This is a genomic window from Flagellimonas rhodophyticola, assembly GCF_049332665.1.
Classification (GTDB): Bacteria; Bacteroidota; Bacteroidia; order Flavobacteriales; family Flavobacteriaceae; genus Flagellimonas.
The window spans coordinates 2,821,683-2,841,494 of the sequence record NZ_CP186326.1 but is presented as its reverse complement, the minus strand read 5'-3'; the positions used below and the strand labels follow the sequence as shown (position 1 = coordinate 2,841,494).

At 38.4% G+C, this 19,812-nt stretch carries 21 protein-coding genes and 2 tRNA genes; 4 read left to right on the top strand and 19 right to left on the bottom strand.

From position 1 onward, the window contains the following. Positions 1 to 12: 12 nt before the first annotated feature. The 8 genes from ACOKFG_RS12705 to ACOKFG_RS12670 all read right to left on the bottom strand — a co-directional run bounded on the left by ACOKFG_RS12705 (position 13) and on the right by ACOKFG_RS12670 (position 3,672). Positions 13 to 549, bottom strand: a complete 537-nt coding sequence (locus tag ACOKFG_RS12705; RefSeq protein WP_298790105.1) for a hypothetical protein — start codon at positions 547 to 549, stop codon at positions 13 to 15. A 223-nt stretch (positions 550 to 772) separates the two neighbouring features. Further along, positions 773 to 1,363, bottom strand: coding sequence for a hypothetical protein (locus tag ACOKFG_RS12700; RefSeq protein WP_298790102.1), 591 nt, complete (start codon positions 1,361 to 1,363; stop codon positions 773 to 775). A 96-nt stretch (positions 1,364 to 1,459) separates the two neighbouring features. Continuing rightward, positions 1,460 to 1,696 carry a DUF1059 domain-containing protein gene (locus ACOKFG_RS12695; RefSeq protein ID WP_298790101.1) on the bottom strand — a complete coding sequence of 79 codons (237 nt, stop codon included), beginning with the start codon at positions 1,694 to 1,696 and terminating at the stop codon, positions 1,460 to 1,462. A gap of 15 nt (positions 1,697 to 1,711) precedes the next feature. Beyond that, positions 1,712 to 2,164, bottom strand: coding sequence for an SRPBCC domain-containing protein (locus ACOKFG_RS12690; RefSeq protein WP_298790100.1), 453 nt, complete (start codon positions 2,162 to 2,164; stop codon positions 1,712 to 1,714). Further along, on the bottom strand, positions 2,161 to 2,481 hold the full coding sequence (locus tag ACOKFG_RS12685; RefSeq protein WP_298790097.1) for an ArsR/SmtB family transcription factor: 321 nt from the start codon (positions 2,479 to 2,481) through the stop codon (positions 2,161 to 2,163). The genes ACOKFG_RS12690 and ACOKFG_RS12685 overlap by 4 nt, the downstream gene beginning before the upstream one ends. A gap of 257 nt (positions 2,482 to 2,738) precedes the next feature. Further along, a complete protein-coding gene (locus ACOKFG_RS12680) occupies positions 2,739 to 3,194 on the bottom strand; it encodes a hypothetical protein (protein ID WP_298790095.1) in 456 nt (151 codons plus the stop codon). Positions 3,195 to 3,392: 198 nt separating this feature from the next. Continuing rightward, a tRNA-OTHER gene (locus ACOKFG_RS12675) sits at positions 3,393 to 3,478 on the bottom strand. A 109-nt stretch (positions 3,479 to 3,587) separates the two neighbouring features. Next, positions 3,588 to 3,672 (bottom strand) — tRNA-Ser (locus tag ACOKFG_RS12670). 103 nt (positions 3,673 to 3,775) lie between these two features. Here ACOKFG_RS12670 and ACOKFG_RS12665 point away from each other — a divergent pair. Next, complete coding sequence (locus ACOKFG_RS12665; protein WP_299485617.1) at positions 3,776 to 4,531, top strand: sulfite exporter TauE/SafE family protein; 756 nt, start codon at positions 3,776 to 3,778, stop codon at positions 4,529 to 4,531. 6 nt (positions 4,532 to 4,537) lie between these two features. Further along, positions 4,538 to 5,731 (top strand): DegT/DnrJ/EryC1/StrS family aminotransferase, encoded by a 1,194-nt coding sequence (locus tag ACOKFG_RS12660; protein WP_299485615.1) that lies wholly within the window; start codon positions 4,538 to 4,540, stop codon positions 5,729 to 5,731. Here the strand turns inward: ACOKFG_RS12660 and ribB are convergent. The 8 genes from ribB to ACOKFG_RS12620 form a co-directional block, all read right to left on the bottom strand. Then, positions 5,728 to 6,870 carry a 3,4-dihydroxy-2-butanone-4-phosphate synthase gene (gene ribB / locus ACOKFG_RS12655; RefSeq protein WP_299485613.1) on the bottom strand — a complete coding sequence of 381 codons (1,143 nt, stop codon included), beginning with the start codon at positions 6,868 to 6,870 and terminating at the stop codon, positions 5,728 to 5,730. The two genes, ACOKFG_RS12660 and ribB, sit on opposite strands and share 4 nt — an antisense overlap. Continuing rightward, positions 6,870 to 8,378, bottom strand: a complete 1,509-nt coding sequence (locus tag ACOKFG_RS12650; RefSeq protein ID WP_298790087.1) for an LptF/LptG family permease — start codon at positions 8,376 to 8,378, stop codon at positions 6,870 to 6,872. Before ACOKFG_RS12650 ends, ribB begins: the two co-directional genes overlap by 1 nt. 4 nt (positions 8,379 to 8,382) lie before the next feature. After that, positions 8,383 to 9,030 carry an outer membrane lipoprotein carrier protein LolA gene (locus tag ACOKFG_RS12645; protein ID WP_299485611.1) on the bottom strand — a complete coding sequence of 216 codons (648 nt, stop codon included), beginning with the start codon at positions 9,028 to 9,030 and terminating at the stop codon, positions 8,383 to 8,385. A 4-nt stretch (positions 9,031 to 9,034) separates the two neighbouring features. Further along, complete coding sequence (locus ACOKFG_RS12640; RefSeq protein ID WP_299485609.1) at positions 9,035 to 11,404, bottom strand: DNA translocase FtsK; 2,370 nt, start codon at positions 11,402 to 11,404, stop codon at positions 9,035 to 9,037. Between the two features lie 63 nt (positions 11,405 to 11,467). Then, complete coding sequence (locus ACOKFG_RS12635) at positions 11,468 to 11,833, bottom strand: diacylglycerol kinase family protein (RefSeq protein ID WP_298790081.1); 366 nt, start codon at positions 11,831 to 11,833, stop codon at positions 11,468 to 11,470. Then, positions 11,826 to 12,332, bottom strand: coding sequence for a thiol peroxidase (tpx, locus tag ACOKFG_RS12630; RefSeq protein ID WP_298790080.1), 507 nt, complete (start codon positions 12,330 to 12,332; stop codon positions 11,826 to 11,828). Before tpx ends, ACOKFG_RS12635 begins: the two co-directional genes overlap by 8 nt. A gap of 93 nt (positions 12,333 to 12,425) precedes the next feature. Beyond that, positions 12,426 to 13,916: a Na+/H+ antiporter NhaC gene (gene nhaC / locus ACOKFG_RS12625; RefSeq protein ID WP_298790078.1), complete on the bottom strand. Its 1,491-nt coding sequence runs from the start codon at positions 13,914 to 13,916 to the stop codon at positions 12,426 to 12,428. Positions 13,917 to 13,987: 71 nt separating this feature from the next. After that, the gene (locus tag ACOKFG_RS12620; protein WP_299485606.1) at positions 13,988 to 15,208 is read right to left on the bottom strand and encodes an aminotransferase class I/II-fold pyridoxal phosphate-dependent enzyme; all 1,221 of its coding nucleotides are present in this window, start codon (positions 15,206 to 15,208) and stop codon (positions 13,988 to 13,990) included. 150 nt (positions 15,209 to 15,358) lie between these two features. On the opposite strand from ACOKFG_RS12620, the gene ACOKFG_RS12615 reads away from it, so the two are divergent. After that, positions 15,359 to 15,817, top strand: coding sequence for an Lrp/AsnC family transcriptional regulator (locus ACOKFG_RS12615; protein ID WP_299173617.1), 459 nt, complete (start codon positions 15,359 to 15,361; stop codon positions 15,815 to 15,817). A gap of 105 nt (positions 15,818 to 15,922) precedes the next feature. After that, positions 15,923 to 16,312 (top strand): hypothetical protein, encoded by a 390-nt coding sequence (locus tag ACOKFG_RS12610; protein ID WP_299173615.1) that lies wholly within the window; start codon positions 15,923 to 15,925, stop codon positions 16,310 to 16,312. A gap of 4 nt (positions 16,313 to 16,316) precedes the next feature. Here ACOKFG_RS12610 and ACOKFG_RS12605 read toward each other — a convergent pair whose 3' ends face one another. The 3 genes from ACOKFG_RS12605 to ACOKFG_RS12595 all read right to left on the bottom strand — a co-directional run bounded on the left by ACOKFG_RS12605 (position 16,317) and on the right by ACOKFG_RS12595 (position 19,684). After that, entirely contained in the window at positions 16,317 to 17,246 is a 930-nt protein-coding gene (locus tag ACOKFG_RS12605; protein WP_299485604.1) for an aldo/keto reductase, read from the bottom strand. After that, complete coding sequence (locus ACOKFG_RS12600) at positions 17,224 to 18,540, bottom strand: MFS transporter (RefSeq protein ID WP_299485602.1); 1,317 nt, start codon at positions 18,538 to 18,540, stop codon at positions 17,224 to 17,226. Before ACOKFG_RS12600 ends, ACOKFG_RS12605 begins: the two co-directional genes overlap by 23 nt. Before the next feature lie 94 nt (positions 18,541 to 18,634). Beyond that, positions 18,635 to 19,684, bottom strand: coding sequence for a helix-turn-helix domain-containing protein (locus tag ACOKFG_RS12595; protein WP_298790067.1), 1,050 nt, complete (start codon positions 19,682 to 19,684; stop codon positions 18,635 to 18,637). Positions 19,685 to 19,812 lie beyond the last annotated feature (128 nt).

Genomic DNA, 19,812 nt, shown 5'->3' with positions numbered 1-19,812 from the left:
TGTTGCCTACAGTTATTTTTTAGTCAGCGTTGCTTTCCGCCATATTTTCTTTTTATTCAAATATTCATCATTATAGTTAATCAGTTGAAGTAAATGATTTCCGAAATATTTTGGTTTAAATTTTAACAAGTCTGCTTGTTCCATTTTTGTTTGAATTTCCAAAAAGTTTTTGCCCGTTTTTATAAAGTCAATAAGTTCGTTTACTCTTTTCAAATCAGATTCATTGTCTATTTGTAACTCCATATTGTAAATGGTTTCTCTTGTCGGAATTTCGTATTCATTGAATTCTTCCAACAATTTTGGGCTCTGTCCAATTACCTTTTGTAGTTCGGAATATTGATTATTGTTTAGTTTTGAAACAAAAGTCTCGCTACAGCTCTCATAACTAAAGGATTTTTTAAACGTTGAGTTCAGAAATCTTTTCGAAACGACTATTCGGTCTTTAATTCGGTCACCAATTTTATTTTCTCCGAGTGCGGGATAGCTTTCATCGTAAAATTGGTCAACAATAATTTCAATTCTGTAAATTCCTTTTGAATAAGAATTCACCCAATTTCCGACTTTAAGTTGGTTAAATTTTTCTTTTTTAAATAGTTTGTCAAATATTGTCAATTGCTGTTGTCTTTAATTGCATGCAACGATCTCGGCTATGATTTCGACAAGGAAAAATCTTTAGGATTTTTCAAGTTGTGAAATCGAGCTTTTTAAAAGTAGCAAATTTTAGGTTGGGAGGGAGGCCACAATGAAATACAGCCCTGATTATAACCAGTATTTATTCGAATTTGGAATTTAAAAATGCATCTAACATTTTACTTCCTATTTTTTCATCAACAGAGGTGATATTCATTGTAAATTCTTTTTTATCAAATAAGCGGCTAAAACCAATGGTCTTCATTTTAATGCCATTTGGGAAATCTATTGAAATGTCAAACCGCTGAAATTCTAAGCCGTTTACTTTTTGAATAGACGATATTGAGTCAAGTTTTGCATCAGGTATTTGTGTCTTGAAAGTTTGGTATATCATGGAATTTACTTCGGAATATGTTTCCAAATAATCTCCGTCTATTTCAACATCAAAGGGTTGCCAATTTGCCTCAAAGTTATTGAACTGGCCATTTTTGTACGAAAAAATAGTAACTGCTTGATTATCCACTTCCTCTTCAAGTGTATTTTCAATAGCATCCATTCCTTTTTTTAACGTTTTATTCCATTCGTTTTGATTTATGGGTTCAAAATTTTCAGGAATATTTATAGTCCAATTGAACTCCTCAATTTTTAGAGTTTTAACGTCTGATTTGGTTTGACTGTCACAACTTGAGAATAGAAGTAAAAGAATTATGCAGTTTAAGATTATTTTTTGCATTGGTTATAACTTTTTGATGGTGTTTGTCAATAGTACTGAATTTCATAAATACAGAACGCCTTATCCCCATATATAGTTTCCAACGGGTTTCGGTTTTTAATCAGTAGGAAGATTATTGAATTCTCTTATTTTGCTTTCGTGAAACTCTTTCATGGCATCGGGAGATTTCATTAATTCTCTCATTTTATTCATTGCTTCTAAATGAGGTTTGTCATTTTTCTGAAACATTTCCATACCGTGTTTTTTACTCATTTCTGCTATTTCTTCAAAAGTATTCGCGGTAAACTCTTTTTCACACGCCCCTCCTAATTGGTTACAGGTCATTGTTTTCATAATTGTATGTTTTATTTATTGGTTTTTGTTTAAAAATTCTTCTAATCTATTAAGTACGGAGCCCCAACCATTATAGAACCCCATTTCTTCTTGCTGCTTGCAGTATTCTTGCGTAGCATGAATTACGCTGAAAGTGAATTTTGTTTTTTCCCCATCTGCTTCAAAATAAACTTGTATTTCCACATTCTCAGTCATTGGTTTGAAGTCGGCAGAAGTGACGATTTTTTTTAGTTTAACAATTTCTGTGTAGGTCCCTTCTGTTATATATTCTTTTCCATCAGGCATTACACCAGAATACTTCCATTTTCCACCAATTTTAAAATCGTGCTCGATAATTTTAATGTCTACTCCTTTTGGTGCCCACCATTTCAGAATGTGTTCAGATTGCGTCCAGGCATCCCAAACCAACTGTAATGGCGCATTAAAGTTTTTTTCAATTGTTAATGTTCTATTTTTTAAATCACTCATTTTTGTTTGTTTGATATTTCATTGATATAATTTTCAAAAGAGTCTATTCTATCTTCCCAAAGTTTATTGTATTGGTTTATCCAAAGGAAAGCTGGAATCAATTTTTGCGGTTGAATTAAACACAAGCGCTCTCTTCCTATTTGGTTATAAGCTATTATTCCGCATTCATTCAATATTTTTAAATGTTTTGAAATCGCAGGTCTGCTGATATCAAACTTCTCAGCTATCGAGTTCACGCTAAGCGTTTCTTCCGCTAATAGTTTAATAATGTCTCTTCGTATTGGGTCGGCAATTGCCTGAAAAACATCTCTTCGCATAATTACGTAACTGATTGGTTACAAATTTAAGCGTAATCTTTCGGTTACACAATATTTTTTTAATTATTCCGCATTTCTAGTGAATTTTAAGACCTAAGGATGTTGTACAAGAATTGTTGCCTAACTGTCTCGGCTTTGATTTTAGTGTGGAATCATCCGCAGAATTATTAAGCTGAAATCCAGCTGTTTGCATTATGCTTTTATTTTAGTGTGTACAAAACCACAATGAATTATAGCCAATGTTGTGTGCTTTTATTTTAATAATCAGCGCGCGATTTCCATTTCTCTCCATCACTAATTTTCCATTCTTCCCCATCAAATCCAGCTAGTATATTAAAATCTGAACTTTTTTTGATAAAAGTGCCATTTTGAGTCCCTTTAGCCTGTATATAAATAGTGTCAGGTAAACTGGTTTTCTCGGATAATGCTTTTAAGACTAAAATCGATTGTTTTTTAAATAATGGATTTTCAGCATCTTCCTGTTTTTTGTATAATTCTGTCTCATAGTGCGCAAAAATTACGGAGTCTTTCCCTTTATTAAAATAGCGAGTAGAAAACCCTCTAAATTTCACACTGTCATTTTTCGAAATCGGAAGCCAAATAAAGTCAGTTTGCTGTGGAGTATTTTCCGTAGTTGTTTTTGCTGCTTTTTTTTGTCCACATGAAAGTATTGTTGAGCCTAACAGTAATAATATCCAGAATGGGTTTTTCATGATATTTTTTTGGTTTAATAGTGGACAAGTTGTTAATAGCGAAGAAAAAACATCACTATATTTCCAAAATAGTAATAAAACTGATGATTGGTTCGGTTTTCTAAATTAAATCTCAAGCGAATAAAGTGTAAAGCGCTGTCAGCTAGAATGTCAATCAAAAATAAAGCCCCTACGTAAGGGGCTTTGGAAGTATACTCGCGGAGGAAGAAGGGATTCGAACCCTCGGAGACTTTCATCTCGCAAATCCGAAGAATTGCTGCAATAGACCACTCTGCCATTCCTCCATTAACAAACTATATTTCAGAAATATAAAACAAAACGTTTCAGTTTTTAAATTAGTATATAAAGGATAATAGAACCCACAACAATTGTTGTGGGTTCTATTCAATTCAGCGGAGGAAGAGGGATTCGAACCCCCGGAGGTGTGACCCTCAACAGTTTTCAAGACTGCCGCATTCGACCACTCTGCCATTCCTCCAATGCGGGTGCAAATATAGTAACCTTTTTTATTTCTGTAAAAGCCTCCAGACTTTATTTTTTTAAAGGCTTACATTCCAATATTACCTGCTACTTTTGCCCCCATGGATCAATGGTACCACTATTTACTTTTGATTGTTGTCGGCTTTGCAGTTGGGTTTATAAACACAATTGCAGGGGGAGGTTCTTTACTTTCGCTTCCAACCTTAATCTTTTTAGGATTGCCCTCCAATGTGGCCAATGGAACCAATAGGGTGGCCATTGTAATCCAAACTGCCATGGCCACTGCTGGATTCAAAAGCAAAGGTGTTTCTACATACCCGTTTAATGTGTATTTGGGCATTGCTGCATTTTTGGGGTCTATTATTGGGGCACGAATTGCCGTGGATGTTACAGGGGAGACCTTCAATCGTATCTTGGCCATGGTAATGTTGTCAGTGGTATTGATTATCATCTTCAAGCCAAAAATGAAACTCCACGAAATGGAAGAACGACTTACGGGCAAGTACTTGTGGGTAAGCCTTATCGTTTTTTTCTTTTTCGGTATTTATGGTGGATTCATCAATGCAGGTCTTGGTTTTTTAATGATTTTATTCATGCATTTCGTAAACCGAATGAACTTGGTTCGGGTTAATGCCACAAAGGTTGTTGTCGTGTTTATTTATATGCTAGCGGCATTGGCCGTATTTGCGTTTAACGATAAGGTTAATTGGAAATTGGGATTTATTTTGGCTATTGGAAATGGAACAGGTGCTTGGGTATCTAGCCGATTTTCAGTGAAAAAAGGAGATGGATTCATAAAAACATTTTTAATCATCATGGTCGTAGCAATGGCCATAAAACTGTGGTTTTTTACTTAAATAGTTATGCCGGGATTCGAACTTTTTGGAAATAAGGAACGGGAACAGGTGCAAGATGTGCTTGATTCTGGAGTATTGATGCGTTATGGCTTTGACGGTATGCGCAAGGGGCATTGGAAAGCAGAAGAACTGGAAAAGGCACTTTCCAGAAAAATGCAGGTGCAACATACACATTTGGTTAGCAGCGGCACGGCGGCTTTGACGGTTGCTTTAGCAAGCGCTGGCATTGGAGCAGGGGATGAGGTCATTATGCCCACCTTTACCTTTGTTGCAAGTTTTGAATCCATATTGGCTTTAGGAGCTGTTCCTGTTTTGGTGGATGTGGATGATACATTGACTCTGGACCCAAAAGCTGTTGAAGCAGCCATCACTAAAAGAACAAAAGTGATTATGCCTGTACATATGTGCGGCTCTATGGCAGATTTGGGTGCGTTACAGTCCATTTGTATAAAGCACGATTTACTTCTATTGGAAGATGCTTGTCAAGCCATAGGCGGAAGTTTTCGCGGCAAACCTTTGGGAAGTATTGGGGATTTGGGTTGTTTTTCCTTCGATTATGTAAAAACGATTACCTGTGGCGAGGGTGGAGCCGTGATTACCAATAATGAAGACTATTATCAAAATGCACATAAATATTCCGATCACGGACATGACCATTTAGGAAATGATAGGGGAGCAGAACAGCACCCATTTTTGGGATATAACTTCAGAATATCCGAACTAAATGCTGCGGTAGGACTTGCTCAGGTTGACCGTTTGGATGAGTTCATTGCCATTCAAAAAAGAAACTATACCATTTTAAGGGATGCGCTTTCACAAATTCCAGAAGTGGTGTTCAGACGGGTTCCAGATGGGGGAGAGGAAAACTATTCTTTTTTAAATTTTTTCCTTCCCTCGGAAGATATCACAAGAAATGCTCAAAAAAGTCTGATCAAAACTGGAGTTGATGGCTGTTTTTATTGGTATGATAACAATTGGCACTATTATCGCAAATGGAAACATCTTACCGAATTAAAATCGTTAGGTAAACTCCCACAAGATGTTATTGATACACTGCCTGACTATACCAAATCTGATTTTTCGGCTTCTGATCATTGGGTGGGTCGAAACATTTCGTGTCTCATCAAACTAGCTTGGTCCGAAGATGAAGTGCGTGATCGGGCAGAAAAGATGGTGGAAGCAATTCAGCAAGTGCTTTAGTAGGTCACATACTCTACAATTTCCAAACCATAGCCCACCATTCCTACACGGCGTGTCTGACGTGAATTGGTCAACAATCGGATTTTGGAAATATCAAGATCGTGAAGAATCTGGGCACCAATTCCAAAATCTTTGGTATCCATATCTATTTTCGGTGCTTTATGAACACCTTGCGCTTGTAATTTTTTTAATTCAGCCAGTCGTCCCAATAAGTTCATATGTTGATTGCCTTGATTAATAAAAATCATTGCACCTTTTTCCTCAGCATGCAATGCATCAAACATTTTTTGCAGGGTTTCATCCGGGTTGTTTGTCAAAGTACCCAACATATCGTTATTGATCAAGGTTGAATTTATTCGCGTAAGTATAGGTTCTCCGGCCTTCCATGTACCTTTGACCAAAGCAATATGTACTTGATCATTGGTGGTTTGTTTGTATGCGTGTAATCGAAAATCACCAAAGCGGGTTTTAATATCGAAAGCCTCTTTTCGTTCAATCAAGCTATCGTGTTCCATGCGATAGGCAATCAAATCCTCAATGGACACAATCTTAAGGTCAAACTTTTTGGCAACTTCAACCAGTTGCGGTAGTCTGGCCATACTGCCATCTTCGTTCATGATTTCCACAATAACCCCAGCCGGTTTTAAATCGGCCAAGCGGGCAAAATCTATAGCAGCTTCCGTATGTCCAGTTCGTCGCAATACGCCTCCTTCTTTCGCAATCAAAGGGAAAATATGACCAGGACGAGCCAAATCATGGGGCTTGGTATTGAGTTCGGTAAGGGCTATAACTGTTTTGGCTCTATCAGCAGCTGAAATACCTGTGGTTACTCCGTTTCCACGGAGGTCCACAGAAACCGTAAACGCAGTTTCCAACGGGTCAGAGTTATGGGTGACCATTTTATGCAACCCAAGATCTTCGCAACGACCCTCGGTAAGTGGAGCACAGATGAGACCACGACCATGTTTGGCCATGAAATTTATGGTTTCTGGAGTGATCAATTCCGCAGCGGCCACAAAGTCTCCTTCATTCTCTCGGTTTTCATCATCTACAACAATGATAACTTTGCCTTGTCTGATGTCCTCAATGGCATCTTCAATGGCGTTTAACTGTATTTTACCTTCTTTACTAGTGGTCATTAATCTTCGGAATTGTTTTCTTTCTTTTTAAAGAGATTTTTGATGCCATCAAATATATGCCCAAAACCTATAAGTCCTTTATCCGCGGTGGCCCTGCGGGTCAATGAGATACCCATTGGGAGCATGATCAAGGTCGGAAGCCAAGCACCTAGAATGGGGTGTATGTTTCCTTCTTTGGCATAATTTCCGGCAAAAACTCCTAAAAAGTAATACGTTAAAAAGAGGATTATGGCAATCACCATAGGCAATCCAAGTCCACCTTTTCTTATAATGGCTCCCAAAGGCGCTCCAACAAAGAATAGAATAATACATGAAAAAGCCAAAGCCCATTTTTTATGAAGCGATAAAATATGGCCATGATAAAATTTAAACCGTTTTTGTAATTCGTCCTTTTTGGCAATCACACTGTTCTTTATTCCAGAAACCGAGTTTTTGGCACTTTTCACCACCTGAGTTCTTTGCCATTCAGGCAAGCTTTGAATTAATTCTTCTATGGTCTGTATGCTGTCTCTTTGTTTTTCATCTTCCGTTGCAGTCTTAATTCTTGGTGATGATTTGGCTGCTTTTATTTCTAGACTGTCTTTTTTTGACGGAACGGGAAAAGCTCCCATTCGATTTGTGATGTTTTTGGAAAAAGCTTCAACTTTTTCGAGGTTGTTCTTACCCAATGAGTCGATATCTTTGATTAGCCGACTAACATTTTTCATCTTATCGGTGGTAATGTTTCCATCCTCCTCTAGGTCCTGGTTATTGAGTTCTGAGATGTCAATGTTGATGGTGTAGGTTTCAAATTTCATTTTGACAAAGGGATGCTTTCTCTTCTCCTTAATTGATTTTGGCTTATGCTCATTATAATAATTGCCATCTTTTAACACCAATTGAATGATATCGGAATCCTCGCTACTGATTAATTCTCCGGCCTTCGCCTTTATAACAGTATTGTTTACGTTTTGTTTGGTTTTCTGATGGATAATAACATTGTCCAAAAAACGGTCTTGTTCGCCATATTTTTTATCCACCTTAATGTTCATGCCCTCACCTGTTCCTTCAAAGTCACTGAAAACACCTTCGGTAATTGCCGCTGCGGGTTTTACCTTGGCAATATTTCTACGAAGGTTGAACATTTTCTGCTCTGATTTTGGAATTACATTATTGGCAAAAAAGAAGGTGACACCTCCTAGAAAAATCACATAGATTATAAGGCTTCTCATACCTCTTTGCAGGGATATTCCCGAGGCTTTCATAGCTGCGAACTCATAATTCTCGGCAAAAGTTCCAAAAGTAAGAATGGAGGATAGTAGCACGGTAAGTGGCAACACCTTGTCTACTAGGGTAGGGATAAAGTAGAAAATGAACTTTCCAATGATGACAATTCCCAGACCTTTACCCGCCAAGTCATCGATAAAGAGCCAGATACCCTGAAAAATGAATATCACTATCAGGATAAAAAATGCGCTAAAGAAGTTGTACAGAAATCGGGATAATATATACCGGTCTAGTATTTTCAATGCATTAGTTTCTTATGATGTAGTACCCTTTGTCCTCGTACTTTTTCGTGTTAAAGGTAAAAAGTGTACTTGAGAGGGGCTGATTGGTTTTAAAAGAATTAACAGTTAAAGTGGTTTTTGTCCCGTTTTCCCCTGTTTGAATTAACTTATAAATGTGCTTGGTTTGAGTGTCAACACCCAATAGAATGGACTTTATCTCAGCATTTGAATCAATAGGAGTCAATTTTACATATTGAATTTTTCTTCCACCCACATTTTGAAGAATATCCCATTTATAGTTATGCCCTGTTCTATAAAAAGTTAACATTTTCGAAGGGGTAACTGTATTATCATCCTCGGTAACATCTTCAATGGTCACTTCTTCATTTTCAGGCACAATAGTATATACTTTCTTCCCATCATTCAATTGTTGTGCACCCAAATAATCCAGTAAGTATTTATCACCGCTTAGGGTAACGTGACCATTAGTGTCTTGTTTGATGTTAGCTTCAGTATTTTCCAATGTGGACTGAAAATCAATATAGATATTGTCGTAGCTGGTTGCCTTTGAGTAGACTTCATCCAATAATGTCTTGGCTTTTGAAGAGTTTTGTCCGTTTGCAAAAATGCCAAAGGCAAAAAGTACTAAAAGGAGTATATTTTTTTTGTTCATGATTTTAATTTCTTTCGTTTTCTAAAAGTTGTTCCAGGGCTAAAATGTCTGGCACCAATACCTGTCGAGCTTTGCTTCCTTCAAATGGTCCTACAATTCCAGCGGCCTCCAATTGGTCAATAATTCTGCCTGCTCGGTTGTACCCCAATTTCAGTTTTCTTTGAATCAAAGAAGCTGAACCTTGCTGCGCGGTAACAATAACTTCGGCCGCATCTCGGAACATACTATCCCTGTCTGCAATGTCAATATCAATCCCCGTGCCAGAATCTTCACCGACATATTCTGGCAGTAAGTGAGCATCTGGATAAGCTCGTTGCGAGCCAATATATTCTGTAATTTTTCCAACTTCTGGGGTATCCACAAAGGCACATTGCAATCGAGTGACATCGTTCCCCTGGGTAAATAGCATATCACCCCGACCAATTAACTGATCTGCCCCTTGGGTATCTAAAATGGTCCTGGAATCAATTTTGGAAGTAACCCTAAAAGCAATACGCGCAGGAAAGTTGGCTTTGATAATTCCGGTAATCACGTTCACAGATGGACGTTGTGTTGCGATAATCAAGTGGATACCAATAGCTCTTGCCAATTGCGCTAGTCGAGCGATGGGGGTTTCAACTTCTTTACCCGCTGTCATGATCAAATCTGCAAACTCATCAATGACCAAAACAATGTAGGGTAAAAACTTGTGTCCATCATTTGGGTTGAGTTTTCGAGCCTTGAACTTTACATTATACTCTTTAATGTTTCTTACCATGGCCAACTTCAGCAGCTCATATCGGTTGTCCATCTCAATACAGAGCGAATTCAGTGTATGGATTACCTTAGTGTTATCCGTAATTATTGCGTCTTCAGAATCGGGAAGTTTAGCCAAAAAATGACGCTCTATCTTATTATAAAGTGTCAGTTCGACTTTTTTCGGGTCTACCAAAATGAATTTAACCTCCGCAGGATGCTTTTTATAGAGCAAGGAAGTGAGGACAGCGTTTAAGCCCACAGACTTACCTTGACCAGTGGCACCAGCCATAAGCATGTGGGGCATTTTAGCCAGGTCAACCACAAAAGTTTCATTGCTGATTGTTTTTCCAAATGCAATCGGGAGTTCCATTTCTGCATTCTGAAATTTTTTGGATGCAATCACAGATCGCATGGAAACTATGGTTGCATTTTTGTTTGGAACTTCTATACCAATAGTTCCTTTACCCGGGATAGGTGCGATTATCCGAATCCCCAAAGCCGCCAATGAAAGTGCGATGTCGTCTTCCAAATTTTTGATTTTGGAAATACGAACGCCAGCTTCTGGAACAATTTCATATAAGGTAACTGTTGGTCCAATGGTCGCCTTAATCTGAGCAATACCAATCTTGTAATTTTTAAGCGTGCTTACAATACGATTTTTATTCTCCTCAAGCTCTTCTTGGTTGATGGTAATCCCACCAGTTGCACCATGCTGATCCAAAAGGTCTAATGGAGGGAATTTATAATTGCCCAATTCCAATTTTGGGTCAAACTCACCAAAGTCTTTGACTAGTTTATCTGCTTTTATATCCTTCTCTTCTTTTTCCTCGGTGATTTTTTCAACCTTTAAATCAATGTCCAGCTCTTCCTGCTCAGGCAAATTGACATCTAAGCCAGCCTCATTCTGTAGCGGAGGAATATCATTTTTATGGGTGTAGGCGTCCACCTTGACCGGAACCTCTTCTTTTGTACTGAGTTCGATGCTTATATCCTCTTTAATTATAGGTTCCGCGGATTTTCCTTTTCCAAGGTCAGTTGAGAGTTGTTTCTTTTGCGAACTAAAAAATTTGACTATACCTTCTGGTGTAAAGTTGAAAAGACGAACCAATATGACCATCAAAACAAAGACAAGCAATAGGAATACACCGATTTTCCCTGTATAGTCTTGAAGGAAATCATTCATTTCAAAACCAATCAGGCCGCCGAGAAGCGGTTGTTCGATTGCGAAAAACCCTAAAGCGATAGAAGTCCAAATGATTCCTGTCAATCCCCATATCCATTTGCTTATAAGTCCTTTAGTGGGTAATCCTAAAAAGAGATAGAGGCCAGTTACGGCCAGCAAAAGGGGAAATACAAATGAAGCAAGCCCAAAGCCTTTGTACATAAAAAAGTGACTGATACTCGCTCCAAGTTTGTTGAGTAAGTTGCTTGCCTGGGCGTTTCTATCATTGAATTGTTCCAGAATACTCTGATCTTCCTGCCAAGTGAAATAATAGGACATAAAAGAAAAGAACAAAGCAATGCTGAGTACAATCAACAGACTACCAAAAATAATCTTGTTTTGTTTGGAGAGCTTTAGTGAAGCTCTTTTCTTGGCGGGTGTAGGTTTTTTGGATTTAGTCCTTTTTTTTGCCATTCATCTGCTAATATGGGGGCTAATTTACAAATTTACGATGCTTGGAACATCTATGGATGTTACTTATGCGAATTTTGGGATGTAAATAATAAGTCCAATTATGCTAGCGATTAAAGATACAATCATTACTGCACCAGCCGAAACGTCTTTGATAAAACCAATTTTTGGGTCGTTTTCGGGTTGTACGTAATCTGCAATTTTTTCGACAGCGGTATTGAGTCCTTCAATGCCCATTACCATGCCAATGGCCATAAGTTGTACAATCCATTCTGTTTTGGAAATTTCAAAATAAAACCCTGCTCCAGTCATCAGTATCGCAATTACAAATTGAATTTTGATGCTGGCTTCGGTCCTTAGTAAAAGAATCATGCCTATGATGGCGTAACCGACACTCCGAATTCTATTTTTTAGAAAAGATTCCTTAGGCATCCATCAACGCTTCCAAAGCAGCTTTATAATTGGGTTCATCACCAGTTTCAGCAACTTGTTCTGTATATACCACATTTCCATCTTTGTCAATAACCACAATAGATCTCGAAAGCAATGTAGCAAAAGCGCTATCAGCAAAAGTAACTCCGTACTCCTGGCCGAACGTCCCCGTTTTGTAGTCTGACAACATTTCTACATTTTCAATGCCCTCTGCTCCGCAAAATCTTTTTTGAGCAAAAGGAAGGTCTTTGGAAATGCACAAAATCTTTGTATCTCCTAATTCAGCTGCTTCCTCATTGAACTGTCTTACAGATTGCGCACAAGTACCAGTATCAACACTTGGGAATATATTTAGAACCAATTTATGTCCCGCATAATCGGACAATGAAACTTGTGAAAGGTCAGATTTTGTCAAATTGAAACTAGGAGCTGACGAATTGATAGTAGGTAACTCGCCAACAGTATTTGCAGGGCTTCCACCCAAAGTTATTGATGCCATTTTTGTCTTGATTAAATTAAGTGTGAAGGTAAAAATATTAAAGCTGAATGAAATGCATTCTGCGAAATATTTAACCAGAATTTAAGTGAAACCTTAAGCTGCGCTCGGCGAAGCCAGTTGTTTGATTTTTATTCTAAAGGCAGCAAAAAGCAAAGTCATAAAGGGACTTAGCCAATTGAAAATGGCATATACAAAGTATTCCGCCACACTCACGCCCAACACCCCACTATGGTATGCGCCACAGGTGTTCCACGGAACAAGGACTGAGGTGACCGTACCGGAATCTTCCAAAGTACGACTCAAATTCTCAGGGGCTAATCCTCTATCTTGGTATGCCTTTGAAAACATTTTACCAGGAACCACTAAAGCCAAATATTGGTCGGATGCAGTTACATTTAATGCTAAACAGCTTCCTACTGTACTTGCAAAAAGTCCAAAAGTAGTTTTGGCCATTTTTAACAAGGATTCGGTAATCCGTTCCAAAGCTCCAATACCATCCATAATACCTCCAAAAACCATGGCACAAACAATCAGCCAAATGGTACCTAGCATTCCAGCCATTCCACCAGAAGAGAATAAATCGTTCAATGCAGGGTCAGGAGTGGCAATTGCAGAGTCCACCGTAATCGCGTTTAAAATTCCCTTATATCCCGATTCAAAATCCAAAGTAGACCCGCCGCCCAAAGTGGTTACAATGTCAGGTTGAAAGATTAATGCGAAAACGCCACCTAAAAGTGTTCCTATTAACAACGCTAAAAGGGGAGGGGCCTTTTTTATAATCATAAAAATTACCATTAAAGGAACTATAAATAACCATCCATTAATATTGAAAGCGTTACTGATGTTTTCAAGAATCGATTCAGTATCTGCTACTCCAGAGGTATCTATGGTGAACCCAAGAATGATAAAAACAATAAGGGTCACCGTAATGGTAGGGATAGTGGTAAATGCCATGTATTTGATGTGTGCAAATAGTTCACCACCCGCCATGGCCGGCGCCAGATTTGTTGTATCACTTAGCGGGGACATCTTATCTCCAAAATAGGCTCCGGAAAGAACCGCTCCCGCTGTCATTCCTAAAGAAACACCCAGGGCCTCTCCAATTCCAATCAAGGCAATTCCAACGGTAGCCGCTGTGGTCCAACTACTCCCTGTAGCGATAGAAATAATAGCACAAATAATTACACAGGCGGGCAAAAATATGGTTGGGTTCAATATTTGAAGCCCATAATAAATCATCGCCGGAATAATTCCACTTATTAACCAAGTACCTGCTAGGGCTCCTACCATCAAAAGAATCAATAATGCTCCAGTGGTTGAACGGACATTTTCAGCTACCTCAGAAATCATTTGTTTGTAGGAAACCTTATTGAAGAAACCTACAATAGCCGCCACTGCTCCACCAAGCAATAGAATAAACTGGTTGGAACCACTTAAGGCATCATCTCCAAAAACATAAACATTGTAGGCGAGCATTCCCACCAAGGCAAAAACCGGAATCAGGGCTTCCCAAATACTTAACTCTTTATTTTCTACGATATTCTCATCTTGTCTGTACTTGGGCTTTTCCTCTTTTTTTGGCATGGAATCTGGTTTTGTTTACAGGTAATATTACAACTTTGAGACTTGTTCTCCAAACCTAGAATTGAAGGTCCTTATGCCATAACGGCATTGTTTTCCAAGATTCCCAGTTGCTCCATACAGGAACGCATTGCCAAATACGTTGCGTTAATATCGTTGTCCAAACCAATAGAAAAACGGATAAGTCCTTGTGATAGCCCCAATTCTTCCTGTTCTTCTAAAGGAATTTCGGAAGAGGTGGAAGTTCCAGGTGCGCTAAATAAGGTTTTGTAGAATCCTAGACTAACGGCCAAATATCCCAGTTTCTCTTTTTGCATTAATTCCATTAGTGCATTGGCCTTATCCAACGAGCCAACATCCAAGGTCATCAATCCACCAAAACCGTATTCCGAGTTCATTTGGGATTTCATTACCTCATGTCCAGGATGACTTTTTAAACCTGGATAAACCACTTTTAATCCATCCTTTTCAAATTGATTTGCCAAGAAATGTGCATTCTCACTGTGTTTTTTTATTCTGATATGTAGCGTACGCATGTTTTTCAATATGGAAGCGGCCCTCAGGCTGTCCAAAGTGCTTCCCAATAGCATTCCTGCACCGTCGTTGACATCTTTCAGGCTGAGGCAAAACTCTGAAGAGGCACAAACTGCACCAGCTACGCAATCACTGCTTCCATTGATAAATTTCGTTAGACTATGAACCACAATATCAGCGCCTAGTTTTGAAGCGTTTATACTTAAAGGAGAAAAAGTATTGTCAACTACAAGCGGAATACCATATTTTTTGGCCAATTTAGAAAGTGATTGGATATGGGCGACCTCAAGAAGGGGATTGCTTATGGCTTCGCAATAAATCATCTTGGTTTTAGGTGTGATGGACTGCTCAGCCACTTCGAGATTGGTAATGTCGACAAACGAGGTGGAAACATTGAATTTCTTCACAAAGTTCTTTAGAAAAGCATATGTGCCTCCGTAAATGGTTCTGCTGCATACGATGTGTTCATCAACGTCACACAATTGAAAAATAACAGCACTTATAGCACCCATGCCACTAGCATATACATTAGCTGCCTCGGTGCCTTCTAATTGGGCCATAGCTTCTCCTAAGTATAGGTTTGAAGGTGATGAATGTCTGCTGTATAAATAGCATCCCTCGGTATTACCCTCGAAGGTATCGAACATCGTCTTTGCTGAAAGAAAAGTATAGGTAGAAGAATCTGATATAGAAGGGTTTACTCCTCCAAATTCGCCAAAATATTGAAGGCCTTGAATCTGTTCTGATGCTTTGTAGTCCATTGGTTTTAGTTTTCGATAAAATTCGATAATTATGGACTTAAAGTCAATATTAATGTTATTACATAGAACATTATTCTAAAATAAGTAAAAATATAGATAATTATTCTATATTTAATAATATTTTCTCTATAAAACTGAAAATCCATCGGTATGGAACTAGATCAAATTGATAGAAAGCTCATAAAATTGCTTCAAGAGGATTGTAAGAAAACCACCAAGCAATATGCCGACAGTCTTGATTTATCCAAAACTGCGGTATATGAGCGTATTAGACGTTTGGAAAGAACCGGAGTGGTCACCAATTATATTGCCCTGATTGACAAAAAGAAAGTTGAACGTAATTTTACCGTGCTTTGTCATATTAGATTGGTGCAGCATATCAAGGAAAATGTACTTCGATTTGAACGTGAAGTTTTAAAACTGGATGAGGTGTCTGAGTGCTTTCATGTAAGTGGGGATTACGATTACATTCTAAAAGTGAATGTTCGGGATATGGAAGAGTATCGCGAATTTATGGTAACCAAATTAACGGCCATAAGCAATATTGGGAGTAGTCAGAGTTCGTTTACGATTAAAGAAGTAAAGAATAGTCCCATCGTTCACATTTAGCAAAGTTTAACGTAAATCCATGTTAAAAAGAGGTTTGCTTTGAATGAATCTTGGTAATTTCTCGTTACCAAAAAACGAACAACAATCAAAAAACGTCTTTAATCAATGAGTTCCCGTACGCGAATTTTGCTGACGGTATCAGCGACCATCATCGGGGGATTGTCCCTTTTGCTGTATACCACGATATCACAAGAGATTTTATTGGATGAACTTAGTTTTTGTACCTCTTCCAATATAGAATTGGCTTTCGGCGGCTTGGCCACCTTTCTATCGGCTATTGTGGCCGGTTTTTTAGCATCGCTTATTGTGGTAAGGGATAATTGCTGGCCGCATTTCGCAATCTCGCTGTTTATTGTAGCCAAAATGTCGTTTGCTGTACTCTGTGGTCAATGGAGTGGACCGTTTTGGTTTGAATCTGGATTACATGTATCCCTTTTGGCTGGTCTTTGGTTGGGGTATTACGGAGCTAATAAATTTCCGTTAGCACCTGTGTAGCGTTCTAAAGGGACTTGAGGTGCGAAGCCATTTTATTTCTTAATCGTTCATCTGGCATCCTGCCTAATCCAGCTTTCATATTGTCTATCATATGATGCGGCTTTGATGTGCCGGGAATTACACAAGTCACATTTTTGTTGGAAAGAATAAACTTCAGAAAGTATTGTCCCCAACTATGTATGTCAAATTCTTTTGCCCATTCGGGAATTGACTTTCCTTTTACAATTCTAAATAGTGACCCGCTTTCGTAAGGTTGGTTGATCAATGTAGCAACGCCATATTTTTCCACCGTTTTAAAGAGGGAGTTCTCGGCATGTCTAGACCGTATTGAATAGTTGAACTGCACAAAATCGGGACGCTCCGATACAATTATTTTTTCTAAAGAACTATGGGAAGAATCCACATAATGGGTAATACCCCAATACCTGATTTTACCCTCGTCCTTCCATTTTTTCAGAGTTTTCACATGGATTTTCCAGTCAACCAAGTTGTGTATTTGGATTAAATCCATTTGCTTTCGTTTCATTTTTCTCATGGAAGCATCCATCTGTCGGATACCTGCCTGTTGACCTGAAGTCCAAACCTTTGTTGCGTAAAACAGCTCATTTTGAAAACCAAGGTTTGCCGTTAAATCACCAACAACACTTTCGGAAGAGGCGTACATGGGGGACGAATCAATAACTCTTCCTCCATAAACATACATCTGGGAAAGTACTTCACTTAAAACTTTGCGTTTTTCTGTCGAGCTTCCAACGTCGAAAGTTTGCCAAGTTCCGACCCCAACCATGGGTAATGTTTCCCCTGATGATGGAATAACTCTTGTCCCAATTTTATCCAATGGATTCAATACATTTGAAAGAGGATTGAACGATAGCCCAAGACCTCCCAATACGGATAGCTTTAATACCTCCCTACGATTTAATGCTGTTTTCATAAATAGTGTTGTTTAAAGTTAATGCATTCTCTTTTCTATATTGTTGCTTTCCGAGACTGTATCCAACAAAACTCCAAATAAAAGAAAGTGGTATGGCCAGGAAGGCGATAGCCCCAAGACCCCATCCGATGGCCACAAGTCCCGCGAATAACCATCCAACCAAAGCATCTCCGCCACGATAGATAGCGGTATCAATAAAATTTTTTGACTTGTATTTTTCCTCTAAAGAGGTAACTGTGTACAAAATTTCCCTTGAAGGACGAAGCAACATAAAATTACCAGCCCGATGTACGACCATAAGCACAGCGATAACCCAAAGTGAGGAATTGGTGCCCAGAAAAAAAAGACCCAATCCCATTAAGAAAGGCACGGACGCCAATACTTTTGCTAACCCAAATTTTTGGATGATTTTTCCGGTCAACAGCAGTTGCCCTATGATTGCAATAGCGTTTACGGAAAAATCAATCTTAGAAAAATATGCCAATCGCTGGTTTTGCTGTACTAAGGTATTTTCAACAACATGGGCCTGCTCAAAATAGAGGATTGTTGAAATGGTAGTGTACAATAAAATGAAGATCACAATGGATTGAAGGTATCTTGATTTTGCTATGTTTTGTATTCCTTTAAAAAGCTGCTTTGTGCTAATACTTCGATTTATCTCGGTATTGTAGGTGTATTTTTTATCAGATAGACTTAGGATGATATAGATACAGCACAGCGCCAGAAATAGAAACGAAACTGCTGCTAACAATAATACATTAACAGCGAATTGCTGGGCTAGGTAGTTTGCGATAAGTGGTCCGGTCAGCGCTCCCAAACTTCCACCAGAGGCAATGATGCCAAAAAACCGTTTGGAAGTTTTCCCAGTGAATACATCAGCCATAAAACTCCAAAACAATGAGACCACAAAGAGGTTGAAAACACTCAACCAAATAAAAAATGCGATGGCTACTGGTTTGGTAATTCCAACGTTTTCAAATAGGAAATAAAACAAAAGGATATTAGCTATAAAAAAGGCGTAGGAAAAGATTAAGACCCTTTTTATGGACGTTTTGGCCATCAACCACCCAAAAACTGGTACAATAAAAAGCATCGCCACAAAGGTCCCCGTAAACAGCCACTGCATGTTTACTGCCCCGTTTACGATGCCCATTTCATCGCGTAGCGGTCTAAGAATAAAATAGGAACACAACAAACAGAAAAAATAAAAGAAAGAGCATCCCACCAACTTCATTTGTCGATTTTCAGACTGTCGGAATTTGGAAAGTTTAAGAAATTCAAAAAGATTTTTCATAGACAGATGACACCATTATTTCAAAACGAAAATGGGCATTCAAATCTTCTTGGTCTTTTGTATTAATGAATTGGTCTGACGAATTTATAAATGGCTAATGGGAAATGTTGTTTTGCATGAACTTGGTGGGAGTGGTGCCGGTCACCTTTTTAAAGGCGATATTAAAGGAAGAAAGCGAATTAAATCCGCAATCATAAGCGATGCTTGCAATCTTTACATTTTGATTTTCTGGTTCTTGCAATCTTCTTTTTACCTCTTCAATGCGGAGTCCATTTAAAAATTCAGGAAAGCTTTTGCCGATTGTATTATTTACAACATGTGAAATAAGATAAGAAGGTTGATTCAATTCTTTGGCAACTTTGTTTAGGGTACAGTTTGGGTCTAAATACAATTTTTCGAGTTCCATCAAATCTTTCATCTGTCGGGCATGTACTTCTAGCTGATAATCCGAAACACGAATGTTCTGATTTTTCTTTGACGCCGAAGATTTCAAAAGCGATGGGTTTTTGAAAAGTAAAAACGCTAGAAAATAAACAAACGGAAGATAGCTGATGGGCCCAAGTAAATATGGGGTAAGCCCCAAAATATAATTGGAAAAATATAAAAATTGCAAAAGCGCTGTGCCCAAAACCAAGGCAAGAACCCAAACAATAGAGGCTTTCCCAATGGATGTTTTCTTTCTTTTGGAGAGAAAATGGATGACTAAAAGCGACAATCCGGCCACACTATATCCAATTTGATGAAAAATCAATGCAGAATAGCCTCCGCTGTACCAAAAATTATCGAGCGTAAGCATTCCAACATAAATAAAGAGGATAAGACTTGGAAGGAAATGAATCAGGTTCCAATTGGACCATTTCTTAGAAAAGAAAAAATGTAATAGGTACAAAAAAAGTGCAGGTCCCGAAATACTATGCGCTATAAAACCTAAGTTAATCAACCACATTGGGGAACTGTCTAGGTAAACCCAAAGTATAGACTTGACCAACCGAACGGTAATGGCCAGAAAGAAAAGCGCTAACAGTATATTTTTAAAATCCTTTTTTCTTTCAGTAAAGCTATAAATGGACATTAACAGACTTTGGGCGGCCCCAAGTCCGGCGATAAAAACCTCCAATTCTTTGTCCAGTTTTAATATGCGCATCACTCAAATGTAGTCAGAAATTCCAGATGTTCCCTATTATGGAATTCAACTTTAAGATAGAATTATAACCACTTAGGTCAAAAAGAAATTCAAAACGCCAAAGAAGAAGTCCTTGTTAGCATAAACAT

Bases quoted from the DNA above. Each gene is read 5' to 3' on its own strand.
- ACOKFG_RS12595 (WP_298790067.1), bottom strand. From the start codon at position 19,684: ATGCGCATATTAAAACTGGACAAAGAATTGGAGGTTTTTATCGCCGGA.
- ACOKFG_RS12690 (WP_298790100.1), bottom strand. From the start codon at position 2,164: ATGAGTGATTTAAAAAATAGAACATTAACAATTGAAAAAAACTTTAAT.
- ACOKFG_RS12640 (WP_299485609.1), bottom strand. From the start codon at position 11,404: ATGGCAAAAAAAAGGACTAAATCCAAAAAACCTACACCCGCCAAGAAA.
- ribB (WP_299485613.1), bottom strand. From the start codon at position 6,870: ATGACCACTAGTAAAGAAGGTAAAATACAGTTAAACGCCATTGAAGAT.
- ACOKFG_RS12635 (WP_298790081.1), bottom strand. From the start codon at position 11,833: ATGCCTAAGGAATCTTTTCTAAAAAATAGAATTCGGAGTGTCGGTTAC.
- ACOKFG_RS12680 (WP_298790095.1), bottom strand. From the start codon at position 3,194: ATGAAAAACCCATTCTGGATATTATTACTGTTAGGCTCAACAATACTT.
- ACOKFG_RS12645 (WP_299485611.1), bottom strand. From the start codon at position 9,030: ATGAACAAAAAAAATATACTCCTTTTAGTACTTTTTGCCTTTGGCATT.
- ACOKFG_RS12610 (WP_299173615.1), top strand. From the start codon at position 15,923: ATGAGTTCCCGTACGCGAATTTTGCTGACGGTATCAGCGACCATCATC.
- ACOKFG_RS12660 (WP_299485615.1), top strand. From the start codon at position 4,538: ATGCCGGGATTCGAACTTTTTGGAAATAAGGAACGGGAACAGGTGCAA.
- ACOKFG_RS12600 (WP_299485602.1), bottom strand. From the start codon at position 18,540: ATGAAAAATCTTTTTGAATTTCTTAAACTTTCCAAATTCCGACAGTCT.
- ACOKFG_RS12620 (WP_299485606.1), bottom strand. From the start codon at position 15,208: ATGGACTACAAAGCATCAGAACAGATTCAAGGCCTTCAATATTTTGGC.
- nhaC (WP_298790078.1), bottom strand. From the start codon at position 13,916: ATGCCAAAAAAAGAGGAAAAGCCCAAGTACAGACAAGATGAGAATATC.
- tpx (WP_298790080.1), bottom strand. From the start codon at position 12,332: ATGGCATCAATAACTTTGGGTGGAAGCCCTGCAAATACTGTTGGCGAG.
- ACOKFG_RS12700 (WP_298790102.1), bottom strand. From the start codon at position 1,363: ATGCAAAAAATAATCTTAAACTGCATAATTCTTTTACTTCTATTCTCA.
- ACOKFG_RS12615 (WP_299173617.1), top strand. From the start codon at position 15,359: ATGGAACTAGATCAAATTGATAGAAAGCTCATAAAATTGCTTCAAGAG.
- ACOKFG_RS12605 (WP_299485604.1), bottom strand. From the start codon at position 17,246: ATGAAAACAGCATTAAATCGTAGGGAGGTATTAAAGCTATCCGTATTG.
- ACOKFG_RS12685 (WP_298790097.1), bottom strand. From the start codon at position 2,481: ATGCGAAGAGATGTTTTTCAGGCAATTGCCGACCCAATACGAAGAGAC.
- ACOKFG_RS12665 (WP_299485617.1), top strand. From the start codon at position 3,776: ATGGATCAATGGTACCACTATTTACTTTTGATTGTTGTCGGCTTTGCA.
- ACOKFG_RS12695 (WP_298790101.1), bottom strand. From the start codon at position 1,696: ATGAAAACAATGACCTGTAACCAATTAGGAGGGGCGTGTGAAAAAGAG.